The organism is Pseudomonas fluvialis, assembly GCF_002234375.1.
Lineage (GTDB): Bacteria > Pseudomonadota > Gammaproteobacteria > Pseudomonadales > Pseudomonadaceae > Aquipseudomonas > Aquipseudomonas fluvialis.
On the sequence record NZ_NMQV01000002.1, the window covers coordinates 142,061 to 160,521 of the forward strand.

The window sequence follows — 18,461 nt, forward strand, 5'->3', positions numbered from 1 at the left end:
TGGAAGACCGAGACTCAAGGAACTCGGTGCGCCGAAGCGCCCCGCATGCAGCCACCATGACACAAGAATCCTCTGGCGCTGTGTTCCTGAAGCCAGGTCTGTCGACCCGCCCAATCACCCTATGCTGCCCGCAGAGGCCCTGCAAGGTGGCACTTTACGGGATCTGGGCGCAAAAGGCTCTGACCATGAGTAGCCTTCAAGATGCTGTTAATGCCTAGATTTTGATGGCGGGGGATGTGATGCGGAGGGCGCCATCGGTGATGACAGATAAAATAGCCCGACGAGCGGCTTTGAGACTGGCGCAGATTTTTTCTAACCGAGAGGTGGCGCGGTGGCAAATCCCTACCCCAATCCTACCCCAGGCCGAATTTCAGGCACAAAAAAGGGCTACGCTTTCACGTAACCCTTTGATTTGTATGGTGCCGGCACCAGGAGTCGAACCCTTGAACTACTGATTACAAGCCGCTTGTCCTGGTGATTTTCGGTGTTTCGCAGGGTTGCTGATAAGCCTATATATTCTTGTATTTAAAGGATTATCGCTATTTTCTTGTTCTTTGCTGTTTCAGGTTGTACCGTTCGATTACACCCTCGAACGGGGAGCAGAACGGGGAGCAGATTATGGCCGTTTCTAAGACCAAGGATGACAAGCGGATCACTGATCTTCAGGTGCGCAACCTGAAAGGCAAGCTATCTGAGCCTGCAGACAAGGACCAGAAGCGCGGCTTTGGGACTTTGCAGTTCGAGCGCAGGGCCTCTGGCATCGTTGAAGCCTATTACCGCCAGCGAGTGGAGGGGGCCGACGTGGCGCTAAAGATCGGCGTCTATAAGGCCAATCCCCGTGCTGCTGGGCTGACTGTCTCCCAGATCAGAGATAAGGCAAACGAGTACGCAGCAATCGCTGCCAAGCACGGTAGCGTCAAAGCGTATATCGAAGAACAAGAAGCCGCCGCTGCTGTTGAGCGGGCGAGGCTTCAGCGTCTAGCCGAGATCGAAGCGTCTCACGGCACTTTCAGCGAGCTATTCCTCGATTACATCGACTCGCGCAGAGCGAAGGCCACGCCTGGTGTCGTTAAGGAGCTCGAGCGTCTGTATCAGACCAACATGCTTGGGCCGCACCCTTGCATCATGGCCATGAAGGCGCGCGATATACGGCCCGACCATATCCTCGACATTCTCAATACGATCTGGGAGCGCGGTGCGAAGGTGCAGGCCGAGCGTATGCGTTCGTTCTTGTCGGCAGCCTTCAATCATGGCCTGCGTGCCGAGAATGCGGTCGGCAGGGCTAATGCCAAGAGCTACAACCTAGAGAGCAATCCTGCCGCGGTGGTTGCGGTCGAAAAGGTGTCCGTACCTGCTACCCGAGCGCTTACTGATATCGAACTGCGTCAATTCTGGGAAAGCATCGAGCATACGGAAGGCGTTGGGCCAGTTATGGCGTTGCTCTTCAAGTTCGTCATTGCTACGGGTGGTCAGCGCATTTTCAATATTTGCCAGACCACCTGGGAGGATTACGACCTGGATGCCGCTACTGTGCGCCTGGTTCATCGTAAGGGGCGTGGTGGTCAGGCGATGAGCAGGCCGCACCTTGTTCCGCTTTCGTCGCGCGCCATCGCCATTCTAGAGCGCGTGAGGGAGATCAACGGCTGCCACCCTTGGCCATGGACGACCACAGGAAAGCAGCACATCGTTGTCAGCAGCCCGCGCCATGCAATTGCCGACTGGCTGCAGTCGGAGCACGCGGTTATCGACGGGAAGCAGATCCCCAGCTTCTCGCCGCGCGACCTGCGTCGCACCTGCGCCCAACTGATGCAGAAACACGGCGTCAGCGATCAACTGTCCGACCTGCTGCAAGCGCATGGGCAGACCGGCGTGGCGAATCTGCACTACCGCAACAACCCCGAGGCGGCCTTGCCGGAGAAGCAGCGCGCCATCGAACTGTTCGAGCGTGCACTCGCCAAGGTGCTGGGAGAGCGGCAGTCCGGCAACGTGGTGAAGTTGTCGAGGCGTGGTCGTTGAAATATTTTGTTACGTTTCAGGATGATGGCGGATTTTTGATAGAAGGTTCCATGTGGAACGCAACGAAACATCAAGAAGCCGTTATTGCTTACAATAAAACCTATAAAGCGCTGTTGATGGCAGCCTAATGTTTCTATAACCAAATGATTTATAAGGATTTTTTTATTATATTGAGACTGTTTGTGTTCTTTTGAATCGCACAGGTAAGATAAGACAACTGGTTAGACATACAGGCCAAGATGAAACGTACGACCACACCACGGTGCTGGCTGAGCCGCGTAGAATCGAGGTCGCTGTCGGGCTGGAATGCAGACAAAGAAAAGCCCCCGGCACGCCAATGCCGGGGGCTGATTCGGGGAGGACGCGCCAACGTCCGCGCATACCAGCAAGCCAGTACACACCCCGAGGGGATGAAGCATTTCGACGGGCTTCAATGGGTGAACCATTGGTTCACCTATACGCTAGGGTATTGTGCCGGACTCAGAATATCAACGGGTTGTTTATTCGACCCGTCGAGCGGTTCCGGTGGATTCCTGATCGCACCTCCTCGGGTTCTTCAGCTTCACTCCACATCGGAGAACCCGAACATGGCACAGCTTGCCACCTGCACCACCGCAGAACCCAACCTGCCGATTCCTGGCACCTTCGCCACCACTGAGCAGCTTTGCACCCGTTTCCAAGTCAGCCGCACGACGTGGTGGCGCTGGTCGAAGACTGCCGACTTCCCGCGTGCTGTCCGCTTTGGCCGCTCGGTTCGCTGGCCGGTTGAGGCCGTCGAAGCCTTCCTGACCCAGCAGTCGGAGGCTTAACCCATGCATACCCAACAACCTGCCAATCAGCGCAGGCCGGCAGCGTTCGGCCTGAAGAAAGCCGCCGCCTGGCTTTACCGTCACCCGCTGGCCGTCGAGCTGCTGGTACTCGCCGCCGTGGTCACCCTGATCGCGCTGCCGGAGGTGCTGGTATGACCACCTACACCGGGAACCGCGCCGAGGATCACGAAGGCTTCATTCTGGACGAACTGCTGCCGCGCATCGTCGTCTATGCCCGTGCCAGCAGCACCCCGTCCGAGGTAGTCGCCCTGGCCTGTTTCCTGAGCCTGGCGACGATCCTGCAGGCCAAGGGTCTGGGCCGTGACACGCTGCTCAAGGCCCTGGACGCCTCCCGCCTGCCGACGATCCACGAAGCGCCGGAGGGTCTGCACTGATGACCCTTCACTTCGAGATTCAGCGCATCGCGGACGCGGCTCTGCATCAGGCCGACCACCTGCTCGCCGACTGGCTACCGGACGGCACCCGCAAGGGCACAGAGTACTGGCCGACCAACCCGGTACGCGGCGACCGCCAGCCGGGCAGCTTCAGCATCAGCACGACCACCGGCACCTGGCACGACTTCGCTAGCGGCGACAAAGGCGGCGATCTGGTGTCGCTGCTCGCCTACTTGCGCGACTGCCGGCAGACCGATGCCGCCCGGATGATTGCCCAGCAGCTCGGGCTGTCGTTCGGAGGCGAGCATCACAAGCGCGACCTGCTCGCCGAGGAAGCCGAGCGCCAGCGCATCGCCCGCCAGCGTGACCAGCGCCAGCGCAAAGCCGATGCAGAGCGCCAGGCCGGGTGGGATCGTGTTGCCGCCCGGGCACGTCGTGATTTCGCCCTTGCTGGCGTGCCTGATCCCGACCACCCGTACCTGAGCCGCAAGCGCATCAAGCCGCACCACCTGCGCCAGCGCGGCGACATGCTGCTCGCCCCGATTTGCTGGCGCGGGCAAGTGGTGAACCTGCAGCGCATCGCCGCCGATGGCTGCAAACGTTTCCTGCCAAGCGGGAGGATTACCGGCTGCTACTGCCCGTTCGGCCGTATCGAGGCCGGCGTCGAGCTGCTGATCGTCGAAGGCATCGCCACCGCTGCCACCCTGCACGAGCAGACCGGCAAGCCGGTAGCCGCTGCAATGAGCGCGGGCAACCTGCTGCCGGCTGGGCAGGAGCTGAAGCGCCGCTATCCCGATGTCGTACCGATCATCGGTGGCGACGATGACCGCACCAAGGAAACCGAGGGCAAGCCCAACGCGGGCAAGCTGGCTGCCATCCACGCAGCCACGCAGCTCGGATGCGGTTACGTCCTGCCTGCCTGGCCGACGGATGCGCCTATGCATCTGAGCGATTTCAACGACTTGGCCATGTGGCAGGAGGGTCGGGTATGAACGCGCGACTGCTAACGGAGGTTCAGACCCCGACTGGGACGGCACCGCAACCGCTGCTGCCAGAAACCGCGCCGCCGACACCCTACCCGGTAGATGCACTGCCCTGCGTAATGCGTGAAGCGGTCGAGGCCATCGTCGAACATGAGCTCGTCCCTGCAGCCATTGCCGGCCAGTGTGTTATCGGCGCAGCCACCCACCTGGCGCAGACCCGCGTCAACGCCTGGCACCCCAAGGGAAAACCCGGAGGAGCACCCTGCTCACTGTTCGCGCTGTCGCTGTTCGGCAGCGGGGAAGGTAAGTCGAGCGCGCGAAAACTGGCCTTCAAGACAATCGACGAAGCGGAAAAGGATGCCCGCACCCGATACCGCCAGGCCTGCGCGGAAGTCGAGGCAATGGCCGCCGGCATGAAAGGCAAGGCGCGTGAGGAGTTCCTTGCTGCCCATACGCTGCCGCCTGATCCGCAGACTCAGTTCAGCGATGCGACCTTTGAACCGCTGGCCGGCGAGTTCATCCGGGGCAAACCGGCGGCGAGCTGGGACACGGATGAAGGCGGGCAAATGCTCGGTGGTTCATCGCTCAAGGCTGACACCGTGGCCGCGACCCTGGGCGGGCTGACCAAGGGTTTCGATGATGGACGCTTCGAGCGCACCCGTTCCAAGAGCAACTTGGAAGGCTCGGGCGTGGCCTACAACCGCCGCCTGAGCATTCACCTGCTGGCACAGCCGGTAACGGTCGCCGAGGTGCTGAGTAACCCGCTGATGGTAGGCCAAGGCTTTCTTGCGCGGTTTCTACTGGCTGCGCCAGATAGCTTGGCCGGGCAACGCTTCACCACTATCGAGGCACTGAAGCGCAGTTCCTACGCTGATCCGCGCTTGCAACGCTACTGGGCGCGCTGCCAGGAGGTCGCAGCCAGCCCCGAACATATCGAGATGGAAACCGGCGAAGTCAGGCCGCCCGTTCTGCAGCCGGAGGCAGAGGCGATTAAGGTTTGGGTGGGATTCCGCAACGAGATCGAAAGCCACCTCGGGCCGCTCGGCAAGTTTGCCGGGCTCAAACCGTTCGCCAACCGGGGCGCCGAGCAGGCGCTGCGCCTGGCTGCCGTGCTGGGATGCTTCGAGGGTATTGAGCAAATCGACGGCGACTGTATGCGCCGGGCTTGCGAGCTGGTGCGCTATTCGCTGTCGGAGTGGCTGCGCTATACCGATGCCGGCGCGGTTGATCCTGATCTGCAAAAGGCGGCCCACCTGATGAGCTGGCTGCGCGACCCGAAGCGCGCGGCGAAGTGGCACGAGTTCCACGCCAACGATCTGGGCAAGTCGGGGCCGGCTGCGATGCGCTCAGCCAAGGTGCGCAACCGGGTTCTGGCGGCGCTAGTACGGCATCACCACCTGCTGACCAACGATGGCAAGCAATTCAGGCTCAACCCCCTTGCGGAAGCTGCGGATTCTGCGGAAACCCAGCAATCACAAGGCATTGAGGTTGCGGGGAATTTGCGGAAGGTTGCGGACACCAGGCAAATCATCACCGCTGAGCGCCCGGCATTCGTAGCGCTTCCGCAAACTTCCGCAGGCCTTCCGCAAGCTGAAACCCAGCAAGTACGGGGCCTTCCGCATAATCCGCAACATCCGCAGCCCCAGGCGTCCGCAGATGCCGATGAACAGTGGGAGTTGGCACTGTGACCGCCGTCGAACTGATCCGCCGCGCGACCGAGGCCGGCGTCGAGATCGCGCTCGAGCAGGATGGGCGGCTGCTACTGCGTGCTAAGCGAGAGCCGTCCGCCGGTCTGCTCGCTGATCTGGCTGCGCACAAGATTGAGCTGGTCGAGCGGCTGATCGAACTGAGTGCCTCCAGCGATGCGCAGCCGAGCGCCTGGCTGCACCTGCTGGCGCTGGCCGATGGCAGTGTGATTCAGCGTTGCGGCGAACAGGCCACCGTACTTGTCGATAAGGAGGCCCGACTGCGGTTCGGTGACCAGTTGCAGGCCGTGGTGGCTGTTCCAGGCTACGAGCGACCGTTTACCGATGAGGAGATCGTTAAGGCGCTGGCCGGTACCTTTTCTGCACCAGCAGCGTTACCGCCGCCGTCGAGTGTCTGGCTGGCCCGTGTCGCCCGCTTGCTCGGCGCCAGGCCGGCCGAGCTGCTGGCTGGCCGGCATCTGGAACAGCACGATCTTGTCGAGCTGGCTGGCAGCGATGCGGCCCAAGTGGCCAAGACGATCCTGAACAGTCCGGCATGGATAAACCGTCCGCGTCCGGTCGAGCAACTGGCTGAGCGCATCACCGAGGAAAAGCCCGAGGAGCAACGCTTCACCCACGCCGCTGCCACGGCAACACCCGCATGGCGTAAAGCAGCGGCTCACTACCACAACCACCTAATGGCCTGCCGTGCCTGTCACGCTCCCACGAGCCGCTACTGCCCCATCGGCAGCGACCTGCGCCAGCACTACAACAACATCTCACGAGAGGCGAATACATGAGCGATAAGCCCAAGATAACCAAGCGCGAGGGCGAAACACCTTCCCAGGCCATGGCCCGTTTGAGCCTGACCCCGGAATGCCTGAGCGCTGTCGTGCTGCTAGACAGCAAAATGATGGGCAATCTCGATGTCATCGACGTCGTGGACGAGCTGCGCCGGCAGACTGCCGCGCTCAACAGCGGCGATATGACCCGCGCCGAGGACATGCTGTTGGCACAAGCCCATACGCTCGACAACCTGTTCGCCCAACTCACCGGCCGGGCGCTGCGTTCTCAGCAGCTCAGTGCTTTGGAGCCCTACATGCGCCTGGCACTCAAGGCTCAGAACCAGGCCAGAGCCACCTTGCAGACCCTGGGTGAGCTCAAGGCTCCCAAGCAGGTCGCCTTTGTTCAGCAAGCCAATATCGGCAATCAGGTGCAAGTGAACAACGGCACGGCCGCGCAACCTGCGCGCACGCGGAAAACCCAAAAAGCGCCAAACGAACTATTGGAGGTGCAGCATGGCGAACGGTTGGACACCCGAGCGACGGGCTCGGCAGGCAGCGCTGATAAGGCAATGGCAACCCTGGAAGAGCAGCACCGGCCCAGTCAGCGTCGGCGGGAAGGCTAAAGCGTCGCGCAATGCTGACAAAGGCGGAATGAAACGGCAGCTGCGTGAGCTAAGGGCGTTGCTCAGGGAACAAGAACAATGGCTGAGGGACCTGCTGTAAGCCGCCGCCATTGCAACAATATGCGCCCGGCAGGATGGGATAGAATCCCCGGCATTTCTGCCCACACGGGCGCGGATAAAGGATTTCGCAATGCCCCTTACCCTTCCTCAACTCGAACGTCACCTGTTTAAGGCGGCCGACATCCTGCGCGGCAAGATGGATGCCTCGGAGTTCAAGGAATACATCTTCGGCATGCTGTTCCTCAAACGCTGCTCCGACGTCTTCGAGCAGCGTTACAACCAGCTGATTGAACAGGAACTCAACAGTGGCAAAAGCCTGGCCGATGCAACCGTAACCGCGCAGACCCAGCGCTGGTACTCGCGTGATGGCAGCTTCTGGGTGCCGCCCGAGGCGCGCTTTGCCTATCTGCTGGACAACGCCCACCACAACGTCGGCACCTTCCTCAACAAGGCGCTGTCGGCCATCGAGCAAACCAACACCAGCCTGGCCGGTGTGCTTGAACACATCGACTTCACCCGCAAGGTCGGCCAGAGCAAGATCCCCGACCTCAAGCTGCGCCAACTGATCACCCACTTCGGCGAAGTGCGCCTGCGCAACGAGGACTTCGAGTTCCCCGACCTGCTCGGCGCCGCCTACGAGTACCTGATCGCCGAGTTCGCCGACTCCGCCGGCAAGAAGGGTGGCGAGTTCTACACCCCGCGCTCGGTGGTGCGGCTGATGGTGCGTCTGCTCAGGCCAAGTCTGGAACACGACATCTACGACCCCTGCTGCGGCTCGGGCGGCATGCTGATCGCCGCCAAGGAATACATCGACGAACACGGCGAGGACGGCCGCAAGGCCAACCTGTTCGGTCAGGAGTTCAATGGCACCGTCTGGTCCATCGCCAAGATGAACATGTTGCTGCACGGCATCAGCACCGCCTCGCTGGAAAACGAAGACACCCTGGCCGAGCCGAAGCACGTCGAAGGCGGTGAATTGCTGCGCTTCGACCGCATCCTTACCAACCCGCCGTTCTCTATCAACTGGGGCAACACCGAGAAAAACGCAGACGGCCAGCCCGCCTGGCAGCCCAAGTTCCCTGAACGCTTCCAGTACGGTCAGGTGCCGCTGGGCAGCAAGAAGGCTGACCTGATGTTCCTTCAGCACATGCTCGCCGTTTGCCGCGACCAGGGCATGGTTGCCACTGTGCTGCCCCATGGCGTGCTGTTCCGTGGTGGCGAGGAGCGCGGCATCCGCGCCGGCATCATCGAGAACGACCTGCTCGAAGCGGTGATCGGCCTACCGGCCAACCTGTTTTACGGTACCGGCATCCCGGCCTGCATCCTCATCCTGCGCCAGCAGCGGCAGGAGGGCGCCAATCGGGTCAGCGGCAAGCCGGCCGAGCGCCAGGGCAAGGTGCTGTTCATCAATGCCGACCGTGAATACTTCGAGGGCCGTGCGCAGAACTTCCTGCTGCCTGAGCACATCGAGAAGATTGCTACGGCTTTCGACGAGTTCCGTCGCATCGATGGGCTGAGCGACGTGGTGGATATCGCCACCCTCAAGGCCAACGACTACAACCTCAATATCCGCCGCTATGTCGACAACGCTCCTCCGCCCGAGCCGCATGACGTGCGGGCCCACCTGCTCGGCGGCGTGCCCAAGGCCGAAGTTGAAGCGAAAGCACCGCTGTTCGCCGCCCACGGCCTCGACCCGCGCGACCTGCTCGACGCCCGCGACGAGCGCTATTTCGACTTCAAGCCCGAACTGGTCAGCCGCGCCGACCTCAAGCCGGCCATCGAGGGCAATCGCGGCTTGCAGGCCAAGGAAGCGGCGATCCGCGACGCCTTCGAGGCGTGGTGGGAAGAACACAGCCCGCGTATCACCGCCCTGGCTGGGAAGCTGGATAACAGCGCCGCCCTGGTCGAACTGCGCGGCGAACTGCTGGCCAGCTTTAGCCAGACCCTGGAAGGCATCGGCCTGCTCGATCCCTTCCAGGTCCGCGGCATCGTCGCCGGCTTCTGGTACCAGAGCAAATACGACTTCCTCGGCCTGATGGCCCGTGGCAGCAGGGGCGTGATCGATGCCTGGCGCACCAGCATCGTCACCGCCCTGGAAGACAAGGCCAGCAAGCAAAGCCCGCTGGAGCACAAGCTGGTGAAGTTCCTGCTCAGCGATTTCGTTACCGGGCTGGCCGAGCTGGAAGCGAAAAAGGCCGAACTGGACAGCCAGCTCAAGGCCGCCGCGCCAAGCAAGGGCGAGGACGGCGACGAAGCCGAGGGCAGCGATGCGGAAACCGGCGACGATGAGGAAAACGCCGTCGACGAGGCCCAGCTCAAGGCCTGGAAGGCCGAGCTGACCAAGGTGAAGAAGCAGCTTAAAACCCAGCAGGAAAACTTCGCCAGCCACCTCAATCAGGCCGTCGACGGGCTGGACGAGCCGCAAGCCGCCGAACTGCTGCTGACCATCCTGCACAACGACATGCAGGCCATCGTCGAGCGCTATATCGCCGCCCAGCGCAAGCAGATCGTCGCCGCCTTCGAGAACTGGTGGGACAAGTACCGAGTGACGCTGACCGAGATCGAGCGTGAGCGAGATGCGGCTGCGGTGGCGTTGCAGGGGTTCTTGAAGGGGTTGGGGTATGTCTGAGCTCGGCGCACTTCTCTCTCTCGAATATGGCGAGCCGCTACCTGCTGAACGCCGCGCTGGTTTCGGCTTTCCCGTATTCGGCTCAAATGGTGAGGTTGGTCGCCATCAATCGGCATTGATCGCCGGGCCAGGGATCGTTGTCGGCCGCAAAGGCAGCGTTGGTAAGGTCACATGGTCGGATGATGATTTCTGGCCCATTGATACGACGTATTGGGTGAACTGTTCGCCAGAAGAGCGTCGTTGGCTGTACTGGGTGTTGTCTTGGTTGCCGCTTCATCGACTGGATACGTCTACAGGTATCCCAGGCCTGAACAGAAATGATGTCTATGAGCTTGAGGTTTACCGGCCGGAGGCTGGGGAGCGACGTCAGATCGCCCAAGTCCTCGACACCCTCGACACCGCCATCCGCGAAACCGAGGCGCTGATCGACAAGCTCAAGGCCGTCAAGCAGGGCTTGCTGCATGACCTGCTGACCCGCGGCATCGACGCCAACGGCCAACTGCGCCCGCCGCAGAGCGAAGCGCCGCAGCTCTATAAGGAGTCGCCGCTGGGGTGGATTCCGAGGGAGTGGGAGGTTGAGCCCATCATCAGTCTGACTTCCAACTCTGTGATCGGACCATTCGGTAGTGACCTCGTTGCTGCCGACTATCGCGACTCTGGGGTGCCGGTGATATTCGTGCGAGACGTTAAACCGGATCAGCTCGTTTGGAAGAGTAACGTCTTCGTGACCACTAACAAGGCACTGGCTTTGGCAGCGCATGAGGTCCACGCGGGAGATGTCGTTGCCACAAAGATGGGCCTGCCACCATGTGTAGCTGCCGTCTATCCAGAATCCATGTCCAGCGGGATCGTGACCGCAGACATCGTTCGTCTGCGACCATGCACGGATCGTATCTGCCCTGACTGGATGTCGATTTTTATGAACTCGCCTGCCGTCGCCAAGCAAGTCGAGCAGATCACTGCCGGTGTCACTCGACCCAAGGTCACATTGCGCGATGTTCGGAATCTGCTGATCGGACTCCCATCAATCAAAGAGCAAGAGCGGATATTGGATCGGCTAGTTGCTGTGCAGTCGCGAATCCAACTCGAAGAAACCTCGCGTGAGAAGCTCATCGCCGAAAAATCCGGCCTGATGGACGACCTGCTAACCGGCCGCGTCCGCGTCACCCCGCTGCTGAAGTCTCTACAGCAGACTGCTGCACAAACGGGAGCCTGATATGCCCCAACGCCTGCCACCCCGCGAATCCCTCACCGTCGAGTTCAAGAGCGACGTAAAAAAGCTCTCCGACCGCGAGTTGATCGAGGCACTGGTCTGTCTGGCCAACGCCGAGGGCGGCGAGCTGTGGCTGGGCGTCGAAGACGACGGCACGCCCACCGGTCTGCATGCCGAGCATCACCTGCTGGAAGGCCTGGCCGGCATGGTGGCGGCGCGCACCTCGCCGTCGCTCTCCGTCCAGACAGAAGCAGTCGAATTGGACGACGTGACGGTGGCGCGCATCCACGTGCCCAAGGCTCACGGCGAGGTGGCCACCACCAGCGGCGTCTACCTGCGCCGCCGCCTCAAGCACGACGGCACCCCGGAGTGCGTGGCCATGCTGCCCCACGAGCGGGCCAGCCGTGCCTCCAGCTTCGGCTTGATCGATGTATCCGCCCAGCCAGTAGCCGGCGCGACCCTGGCCGACCTCGACCCGCTGGAACGCGAGCGTTTGCGCCAGGCGGTGCAGCAATACGGCGGCGACCGCGTGCTCTTGGAGCTGGACGACGAAGCCCTGGACGGCGCGCTGCTGCTGACCGCTCGCCAGCCGGATGGCTCGCGGGTGCCGACCCTCACCGGCCTGTTACTGGTCGGCCGGGAAACCTCCCTGCGCCAGTTGGTGCCCACCCACGAATTCGCCTTCCAGGTCATGGCTCAACAGGCGGTGCGCTTCAACGAGTTTCGCCGCTTCCCGCTGCTCAAGGCGCTGGACTGGCTGGAAACCAACTTCCGCCCCTATAACCCGGAAGAAGAGCTGCAGGTCGGCCTGTTCCGCGTGCCAGTGCCCAAGGTGGACCTCGGCGCCTTCCGCGAAGCCGTAGCCAATGCCCTGGTCCACCGTGACTACCACGGCCGGGGCGCGGTACATGTGCGCCTGGAGGACGATGCCCTGGTGGTCAGCAACCCCGGGGGCCTGGTGGATGGTGTGACCCTGGCCAACCTGCTGGTGACCGAACCGCGCCCGCGCAACCCCGCATTGGCCGATGCCATGAAGCGTATCGGCGTGGTCGAACGCTCCGGCCGCGGCGTGGACAAGATCTTCCGCGGCATGCTCAAGTTCGGCCGCCCGGCCCCGGACTACAGCTACACCACCGCCCAGAGCGTGGTGCTGCGCCTGCCCACCGCCGAGGCCGACCTGGACTTCCGCCGCCTGGTGGTCGAACACGAGCGCGCTACCAACGCCGAGCTGCCCATCGACAGCCTGATCGCCCTGGCCGCCTTACGCGAAAGCAAGCGCGTCACGGCCGACGAGCTGGCGGTGCAGATCCAGCGCGACACCACCAGCGCCAAACGCACCCTGGAAGCCCTGACCGAAGCTGGCTTGGTGGAGGCTCACGGCTCTACCCGAGGGCGCAGCTATACCCTGTCGGCCAGCCTCTACCAGGCCGTGGGCGACAAGGCCGCCTACACCCGCCAGGCCGGCTTTACACCGATTCAGCATGAGCAGATGGTGTTGAACTATGTGCAGCAGCATGGGCAGATCCAGCGCGCTGAAGTGATGGATCTGTGCCGGCTATCGCCTGATCAGGCGGCAAAACTGCTCAAACGCATGAAAGACAAAGGTGTGCTGAGACAGCAAGGCGAGAGACGCTGGGCGGTCTATAAGCCTGCTTGAGATGCTATGAGCCGCTATGAGCCTGTATGAGCCTGTATGGCTCATATGCCCCGCAACCGGATTAAGGGAGTAAGCCTGTGGGCTGGGAACTGGAAGACGTCGAGAAGCCCTTTGTGGCTCAGTTGCAAGGGCTGGGCTGGACGCATATCGAGGGCAGCATCGACGACCCGGCGGTAACCGCGCGCGGCAGCTTTGCCGAGGTGGTGCAGGAGGCGGTACTGCGCGAGCGCCTGCGGGCCATCAACCTGCGCGACGGCCAGCCCTGGCTGAACGATGAGCGTATTGCCGAGGCAGTGGCTGCCATTACCCGGCTGGGCACCGCCAAACTGATGGAGGCCAACCAGAAGGCCACCGAGCTGCTGCTCAAGGGCATTACCGTCGACGGCCTGCCGGGCTGGGATGGCGGGCGCGGGCAGACCATCCAGTTCATCGACTGGGACAACCTGGCCAGCAACTGCTTCACCGTGGTCAATCAGTACCGGGTCGACTGTCCGCCCGGCTACGACAGTGGCAAGAAGTTCATCATTCCCGACCTGGTGCTGCTGGTGAACGGCATCCCGCTGGTGGTTGTGGAGTGCAAGAGCCCGTCGGTGCCCGAGCCGCTAGCCGATGCGGTGGACCAGCTGCGCCGCTACAGCAACCAGCGCAAGGCGGCCTTCGAGGTCGAAGACAACGAGGGCAACGAGCAACTGTTTGCCAGCGTGCAGCTGCTGATTGCCAGCAGCTTCGACGAGGCTCGGGTCGGCTGCATCGGCGCCGGGTTGGCGCATTACGCACAGTGGAAGACGGTGGTTGGCACGGATGGACGCGGTAGCGAGCAGGAGGTGGCGGTCGTGCTGGGTAAGCCGGCACTGTCCGAGCAGGAACGCCTGATCGCCGGGTTGCTGGCACCGGCTCAGCTGCTCGATGTGGTGCGCCACTTCATGCTGTTCATGCAGGCCGGCGGGCAGACCATTAAGACCGTCTGCCGCTATCAGCAGTACCGCGCAGTGAACCGTGCGGTGAACCGCCTGAAGACCGGACAGACCCGTCTGGAACACGGCGAGAGCGACCAGCGTGGCGGCATCGTTTGGCACACCCAGGGATCGGGCAAGAGCCTGACCATGGTGTTCCTGGTGCGCAAACTACGCACCGACGGGCGCCTGCGCCGTTTCAAGGTCATCGTGGTGACCGACCGCAAGGACCTGCAGCGCCAGCTGTCTGCCACCGCCACCTTGACCGGCGAACGCCCGGAAGTAGCCACCAGCACCGAGGGCGTGAAGGCGCTGGTGCGGCGTCAGGGGCCGGGGCTGGTGTTTGCCACCATTCAGAAGTACCGCAACCCGGAGCTGGAGGACGAGGCCGAGGCGCAAAGTGCCGGCCCGGCCCGTCAGGCGGCGGAGAACCGCGCCGGCTATCAGGGCGGCAAGCCCTTCGAGGTGCTGAACAGCGATGACAGCATTCTGGTGCTGGTCGATGAAGCGCATCGCACTCAGGCCGGCGATCTGCATGCCAACCTGCTGGGAGGGCTGCCCAACTGCGCACGCATCGGCTTTACCGGCACGCCGATCATCATGGGCGAGAAAAAGCGCACCCACGAGATATTCGGTGAGTTCATCGACAAGTACACCATTCGCGAGGCCGAGGCCGATGGCGCCACTGTACCGGTGCTATACGAGGGCCGCACGGCCAGCGGCGCGGTGAAGGATGGCGCCAGCCTCGACGAACTGTTCGAGGACCTGTTCCGTGAGCACAGCCCCGAGGAGCTGGAGGCAATTCGGCAGAAGTACGCCACCAAGGGCAACATCCTCGAAGCCCCGGCGCTGATCACCGACAAGGCCCGCGACATCCTCCGCCACTACGTCAGCAACATCCTGCCCAACGGCTACAAGGCGCAGGTGGTGGCCTATAGCCGGCTGGCAGCAATCCGCTATTTCAACGCCCTGCAGGCGGCCCGCGACGAAATGCTGCAGGAGGCGGAAGCATTGCCTGCCGAGGACAAGGCGCTGGACGACGAGGCGCTATGCCAGCGTCCGCCCAAGGTACAGGCGCGCATTCAGGCCTGGCGCTACCGCGACCTGCTGGCGCGGCTGGAGTTCGCACCGATCATTTCCGGCAGCAACAATGATGATCCGGCCTGGAAGACCTGGACCGATGGCAGCAAGCAGGAGCGGCTGATCGAGCGTTTCAAGAAGCCGCTGCAGCATGCCCAGGCTGACAAAGCCGATCCGCTGGCCTTCCTGATAGTGAAGTCGATGCTGCTGACCGGCTTCGATGCCCCCATTGCAGGGGTGATGTACCTGGACCGGCCCATCCGCGAGGCCGAGTTGCTGCAAGCCATCGCGCGGGTCAACCGTACCGGCTTCGGCAAGCGCTGCGGCATCGTGGTCGACTACTACGGGGTTGCCAACCACCTGCAGGAGGCTTTGGCCGCCTACGCCGATGAGGATGTCGAGGGCGCGCTGGCGAGCATCAAGGACGAGGTGCCGGTGCTGCGGGACCGACACCTGCGCGTGATCGACGTGCTGCGCCGCGAAGGCATCGAGTCGCTGGATGACACCGAGGCCTGTCTTGCGGCGCTGGGTGACGAGCGTCTGCGAGCCGAGTTCGACGTCAAGCTCAAGGCCTTCCTCGCCAGCCTGGATACCGTGCTGCCACGCCCCGAAGGGCTGCCGTTCACTGCCGACGCCAAGCGCCTGGCTTATCTCTATGCCCGTGCCCGCAACCGCTACAAGGATGTGCCGGTGCTGGGCAAGGATGTTGGCGCCAAGGTGCGCAAGCTGATCGACGATCATGTGATTTCACTGGGCATCGATCCGAAAATCCCACCGATCCAGCTGACCGATGTGGACTTCGAGAAGCAGGTGCTGCGCCAGCCCAACGACCGCGCCAAGGCCTCGGAAATGGAGCACGCCATCCGCTCGCACATCCGCAAGCATCTGGACGAAGACCCGGTGCTGTTCCGCAAGCTGTCTGAGCGCCTGAGTGACATTCTCAAATCCCTTGGCGAGCAATGGGATGCACTGATCGAGCAACTGCAGCAGATCATCGATGAGTTGCGTAGTGGGCAGAGCAGTGATACCGCTTCTGCACTGGATCTGCCTACGCATTACGCGCCCTTCCTGCGCAGTGTGTTGGAGGTTGCATGTGCCGGCACCGAGCCGCAACCCGCTGAGCTGCTGCGCCTGAAGGATGTCACGGTGGAGCTGGTCGACCTGCTGGTGGACGAGCTGCAAAGCCACCGGGACATCTGGAGCCCGCGCAAGAAGGCCGCTCAGGAGGACCTTAATGGCCAGTTGTTTGAGCACCTGATGCGTTTACGCCCGCCACTGGTGGATGTGGCGGGTGCCGAGCAACTGGCCGACCGGCTGATGGAGCAGGCACGGGCCAGCCATGACAAGCTCATGCAGGTCTGAGATGAGCGAAAGCCTTCTGCAGGTCGATGACCTGAGCCTGACATTGCGCCGCAGCCCACGGCGCAAGACCGTACAGATCACCATTGAGCGCGACGGCCAGTTGCTGCTGCTGGCACCGCCGCAAGCTGACGAAGAACTGCTACGCCAGTTTGTGCAGGCAAAACGCTTCTGGATCTACTCGCGTCTGGCCGAGAAGGATCGCCTGCAGCAGGTCGCTCCGGCCAAAGAGTTTTTGGATGGAGAAGGTTTCTCCTATCTGGGGCGCAGCTACCGGCTCAAGCTGGTGGACGAGCAGGACGTGCCGCTCAAGCTCGCCGCCGGACGCTTCCGCCTGCTGCGCAGCGAACTGCCGCAGGCGCGTGAGCACTTCATCCGCTGGTACAGCGCCCACGGCAAGGCCTGGCTGGCGCAGCGTGTGGCAGCCTTCCGCAATCGCATGGCGGTCAATCCGGGTGGCGTGAAGGTGCAGGATCTAGGATACCGCTGGGGCTCCTGCGGCAAGGGCAACTGGCTGTACTTCCACTGGAAGACCATCCTGCTGCCAGCGCCTGTTGCCGAGTATGTGGTGGTCCACGAGTTGGCCCACCTGCACGAGCCGCACCACACTCCAGAGTTCTGGCTGCGCGTTGAGCGTGCCATGCCCGATTACACCCGGCGCAAGACCTGGCTGGCGGAGCATGGGATGGAGGTTGAGGGGATTTGAGGTGCTACGCCGCAGGCAAGCGCTCAGCTGCATTGAGTCTGTAGGTGTCGAGCTGCGTGGTTGCAATTGGGAAACTGAGTCGTGATTGCGGTGGTTTACACGGTACGCAATCCGCTCAATTTTCCAATTGATTAAGGTTCCCCAAATGGCCAGAGCGAAGGAAAAATCCGCGACTAGCGACTACCGGGCACTGGACGTTCGCGGCCTGCACAAAGCCGGCGTCCTGTCTTCAGGGTATGCCTGTGCGTGGCAGTGGAAACTCCGGGGCGAAATGGTGGCGAGCATCGACATTCACACCGAAAGCCGAACCGGCGTGCGCCTGAGATACCAAGTGAAGGCCGGAGGCAAAGCAGAGCAGAAGGACTATCGCGTCCCGATAGCCTGGACACCCTGCCACCTTGGAGGGAGCGTCCGTGGTTTTTGTGCCCGTGCTGCCATCGTCGCGTGGCCAAGCTGTACGGCGGTGCCGTGTTCGCCTGTCGTCACTGCTGGCGCTTGAACTACGCCAGTCAACAAGCCAGCAAGCGAGACCGGGCGTCCGATCGTTCGTGGAAACTGCGGCAAGCCTTGGGCTGCGATGAGGGTTTTCTGTGCCTGCCGGCAGAGTGCATCCCCAAGCCCAAGGGTATGCACTGGCGGACGTTCGAGCGAAAGATTGAGCAGCTCAAGCAAGTGGATGATCGAGCCTTAGCGGATGTCTCAGCAGTGATTTCCAGTGTTGAGCGACGTGCCGGTCGTGCGCTGTCTCGCCTTCTACCCTGATACCAGAGGTTGTCAAAATTTAACATTTCATTCAGGTTGCTTTTCCGAAGACTCTTCGCAACCAGACCCTAATTCGCGGCTGTGGCTTCGGGATTGTGCGCAGCCCTTAGGAGATCATTGGCCTGTCGAGGTACGACAGGTCATCCTCTTCGTCTACCTTCGCCTTGCCTTGGCTGCCTTCCTTGTCGCAGTTGTCCGTCTTGTACATTGCTGCCTTTCGGTTCGGTTAAGCCGCCGACGATTCGGCTTCGTCGTGTTCAGTTCAGTTTGCGATAGGCAGAAGCCACCGGCAATGCAGGTGAGGGCGAGACAGGGGCGTGGCAAGCTGCCTAGTAGCGTGCTCAACGGGGAGCAATACGGGGAGCAGATACCCCAGAAACAACAAAGGCCCGCATTGCTGCGAGCCTAAGTCGTTGATTTATATGGTGCCGGCACCAGGAGTCGAACCCGGGACCTACTGATTACAAGTCAGTTGCTCTACCAGCTGAGCTATACCGGCTAGGGGCGGCCATTATAGCCATTGCGCGGGGCGAGTAAAGGGGTTTGCTGGACGCTGGCCTGGTAGTGGTTATGCACAATAGGCTCGGGCTATGTAGTGCGTGTGGCAGCCTTTGTGCGCTGCTTCTCGGTTTTTCGTAACTGTTTGAATTTTAAAGTTTTAACGGGGATGCCTGAAAACTAGACAGGTCCTTGCACGGCTGATGTGACGCGGCTTGCAGGCATTGATCCCAGGCTCATCAACAGAG

Annotated in this window: 13 protein-coding genes and 1 tRNA gene; 13 read left to right on the forward strand and 1 reads right to left on the reverse strand. The window is 62.0% G+C overall.

Annotation, left to right across the window (positions count from 1 at the left end; genetic code table 11):
- Positions 1-618 precede the first annotated feature (618 nt).
- The 13 genes from CFY91_RS01345 (at position 619) to CFY91_RS01400 (ending at position 16,953) form a co-directional block, all read left to right on the forward strand.
- Positions 619-2,016 carry a tyrosine-type recombinase/integrase gene (locus CFY91_RS01345; RefSeq protein ID WP_133063649.1) on the forward strand — a complete coding sequence of 466 codons (1,398 nt, stop codon included), beginning with the start codon at positions 619-621 and terminating at the stop codon, positions 2,014-2,016.
- Between the two features lie 587 nt (positions 2,017-2,603).
- Positions 2,604-2,825 carry a helix-turn-helix transcriptional regulator gene (locus tag CFY91_RS01350; protein WP_093984535.1) on the forward strand — a complete coding sequence of 74 codons (222 nt, stop codon included), beginning with the start codon at positions 2,604-2,606 and terminating at the stop codon, positions 2,823-2,825.
- A gap of 3 nt (positions 2,826-2,828) precedes the next feature.
- A complete protein-coding gene (locus CFY91_RS15965) occupies positions 2,829-2,981 on the forward strand; it encodes a hypothetical protein (RefSeq protein ID WP_165765285.1) in 153 nt (50 codons plus the stop codon).
- On the forward strand, positions 2,978-3,220 hold the full coding sequence (locus CFY91_RS01355) for a hypothetical protein (protein WP_093984536.1): 243 nt from the start codon (positions 2,978-2,980) through the stop codon (positions 3,218-3,220). The genes CFY91_RS15965 and CFY91_RS01355 overlap by 4 nt, the downstream gene beginning before the upstream one ends.
- Complete coding sequence (locus CFY91_RS01360) at positions 3,220-4,212, forward strand: toprim domain-containing protein (protein WP_229727137.1); 993 nt, start codon at positions 3,220-3,222, stop codon at positions 4,210-4,212. Before CFY91_RS01355 ends, CFY91_RS01360 begins: the two co-directional genes overlap by 1 nt.
- Positions 4,209-5,891, forward strand: coding sequence for a DUF3987 domain-containing protein (locus CFY91_RS01365; RefSeq protein WP_093984537.1), 1,683 nt, complete (start codon positions 4,209-4,211; stop codon positions 5,889-5,891). Before CFY91_RS01360 ends, CFY91_RS01365 begins: the two co-directional genes overlap by 4 nt.
- Positions 5,888-6,688: a hypothetical protein gene (locus CFY91_RS16145; protein ID WP_229727136.1), complete on the forward strand. Its 801-nt coding sequence runs from the start codon at positions 5,888-5,890 to the stop codon at positions 6,686-6,688. The genes CFY91_RS01365 and CFY91_RS16145 overlap by 4 nt, the downstream gene beginning before the upstream one ends.
- A complete protein-coding gene (locus CFY91_RS16150) occupies positions 6,685-7,296 on the forward strand; it encodes a hypothetical protein (protein WP_229727135.1) in 612 nt (203 codons plus the stop codon). The genes CFY91_RS16145 and CFY91_RS16150 overlap by 4 nt, the downstream gene beginning before the upstream one ends.
- Before the next feature lie 190 nt (positions 7,297-7,486).
- Positions 7,487-9,985, forward strand: coding sequence for a type I restriction-modification system subunit M (locus CFY91_RS01380; protein ID WP_093984538.1), 2,499 nt, complete (start codon positions 7,487-7,489; stop codon positions 9,983-9,985).
- Positions 9,978-11,201, forward strand: a complete 1,224-nt coding sequence (locus tag CFY91_RS01385) for a restriction endonuclease subunit S (protein WP_093984539.1) — start codon at positions 9,978-9,980, stop codon at positions 11,199-11,201. The genes CFY91_RS01380 and CFY91_RS01385 overlap by 8 nt, the downstream gene beginning before the upstream one ends.
- 1 nt (position 11,202) lies before the next feature.
- Complete coding sequence (locus CFY91_RS01390; RefSeq protein ID WP_093984540.1) at positions 11,203-12,855, forward strand: ATP-binding protein; 1,653 nt, start codon at positions 11,203-11,205, stop codon at positions 12,853-12,855.
- Between the two features lie 77 nt (positions 12,856-12,932).
- The gene (locus CFY91_RS01395) at positions 12,933-16,250 is read left to right on the forward strand and encodes a type I restriction endonuclease subunit R (RefSeq protein ID WP_093984541.1); all 3,318 of its coding nucleotides are present in this window, start codon (positions 12,933-12,935) and stop codon (positions 16,248-16,250) included.
- Position 16,251: 1 nt separating this feature from the next.
- Positions 16,252-16,953, forward strand: a complete 702-nt coding sequence (locus CFY91_RS01400) for a M48 family metallopeptidase (protein WP_093984542.1) — start codon at positions 16,252-16,254, stop codon at positions 16,951-16,953.
- 1,185 nt (positions 16,954-18,138) lie between these two features.
- Here the strand turns inward: CFY91_RS01400 and CFY91_RS01410 are convergent.
- A tRNA-Thr gene (locus CFY91_RS01410) sits at positions 18,139-18,214 on the reverse strand.
- Positions 18,215-18,461 lie beyond the last annotated feature (247 nt).

Excerpts from the sequence above, each read along its gene's own strand:
- CFY91_RS01345 (WP_133063649.1), top strand. The coding sequence starts at position 619 with ATGGCCGTTTCTAAGACCAAGGATGACAAGCGGATCACTGATCTTCAG.
- CFY91_RS01350 (WP_093984535.1), top strand. The coding sequence starts at position 2,604 with ATGGCACAGCTTGCCACCTGCACCACCGCAGAACCCAACCTGCCGATT.
- CFY91_RS15965 (WP_165765285.1), top strand. The coding sequence starts at position 2,829 with ATGCATACCCAACAACCTGCCAATCAGCGCAGGCCGGCAGCGTTCGGC.
- CFY91_RS01355 (WP_093984536.1), top strand. The coding sequence starts at position 2,978 with ATGACCACCTACACCGGGAACCGCGCCGAGGATCACGAAGGCTTCATT.
- CFY91_RS01360 (WP_229727137.1), top strand. The coding sequence starts at position 3,220 with ATGACCCTTCACTTCGAGATTCAGCGCATCGCGGACGCGGCTCTGCAT.
- CFY91_RS01365 (WP_093984537.1), top strand. The coding sequence starts at position 4,209 with ATGAACGCGCGACTGCTAACGGAGGTTCAGACCCCGACTGGGACGGCA.
- CFY91_RS16150 (WP_229727135.1), top strand. The coding sequence starts at position 6,685 with ATGAGCGATAAGCCCAAGATAACCAAGCGCGAGGGCGAAACACCTTCC.
- CFY91_RS01380 (WP_093984538.1), top strand. The coding sequence starts at position 7,487 with ATGCCCCTTACCCTTCCTCAACTCGAACGTCACCTGTTTAAGGCGGCC.
- CFY91_RS01385 (WP_093984539.1), top strand. The coding sequence starts at position 9,978 with ATGTCTGAGCTCGGCGCACTTCTCTCTCTCGAATATGGCGAGCCGCTA.
- CFY91_RS01390 (WP_093984540.1), top strand. The coding sequence starts at position 11,203 with ATGCCCCAACGCCTGCCACCCCGCGAATCCCTCACCGTCGAGTTCAAG.
- CFY91_RS01400 (WP_093984542.1), top strand. The coding sequence starts at position 16,252 with ATGAGCGAAAGCCTTCTGCAGGTCGATGACCTGAGCCTGACATTGCGC.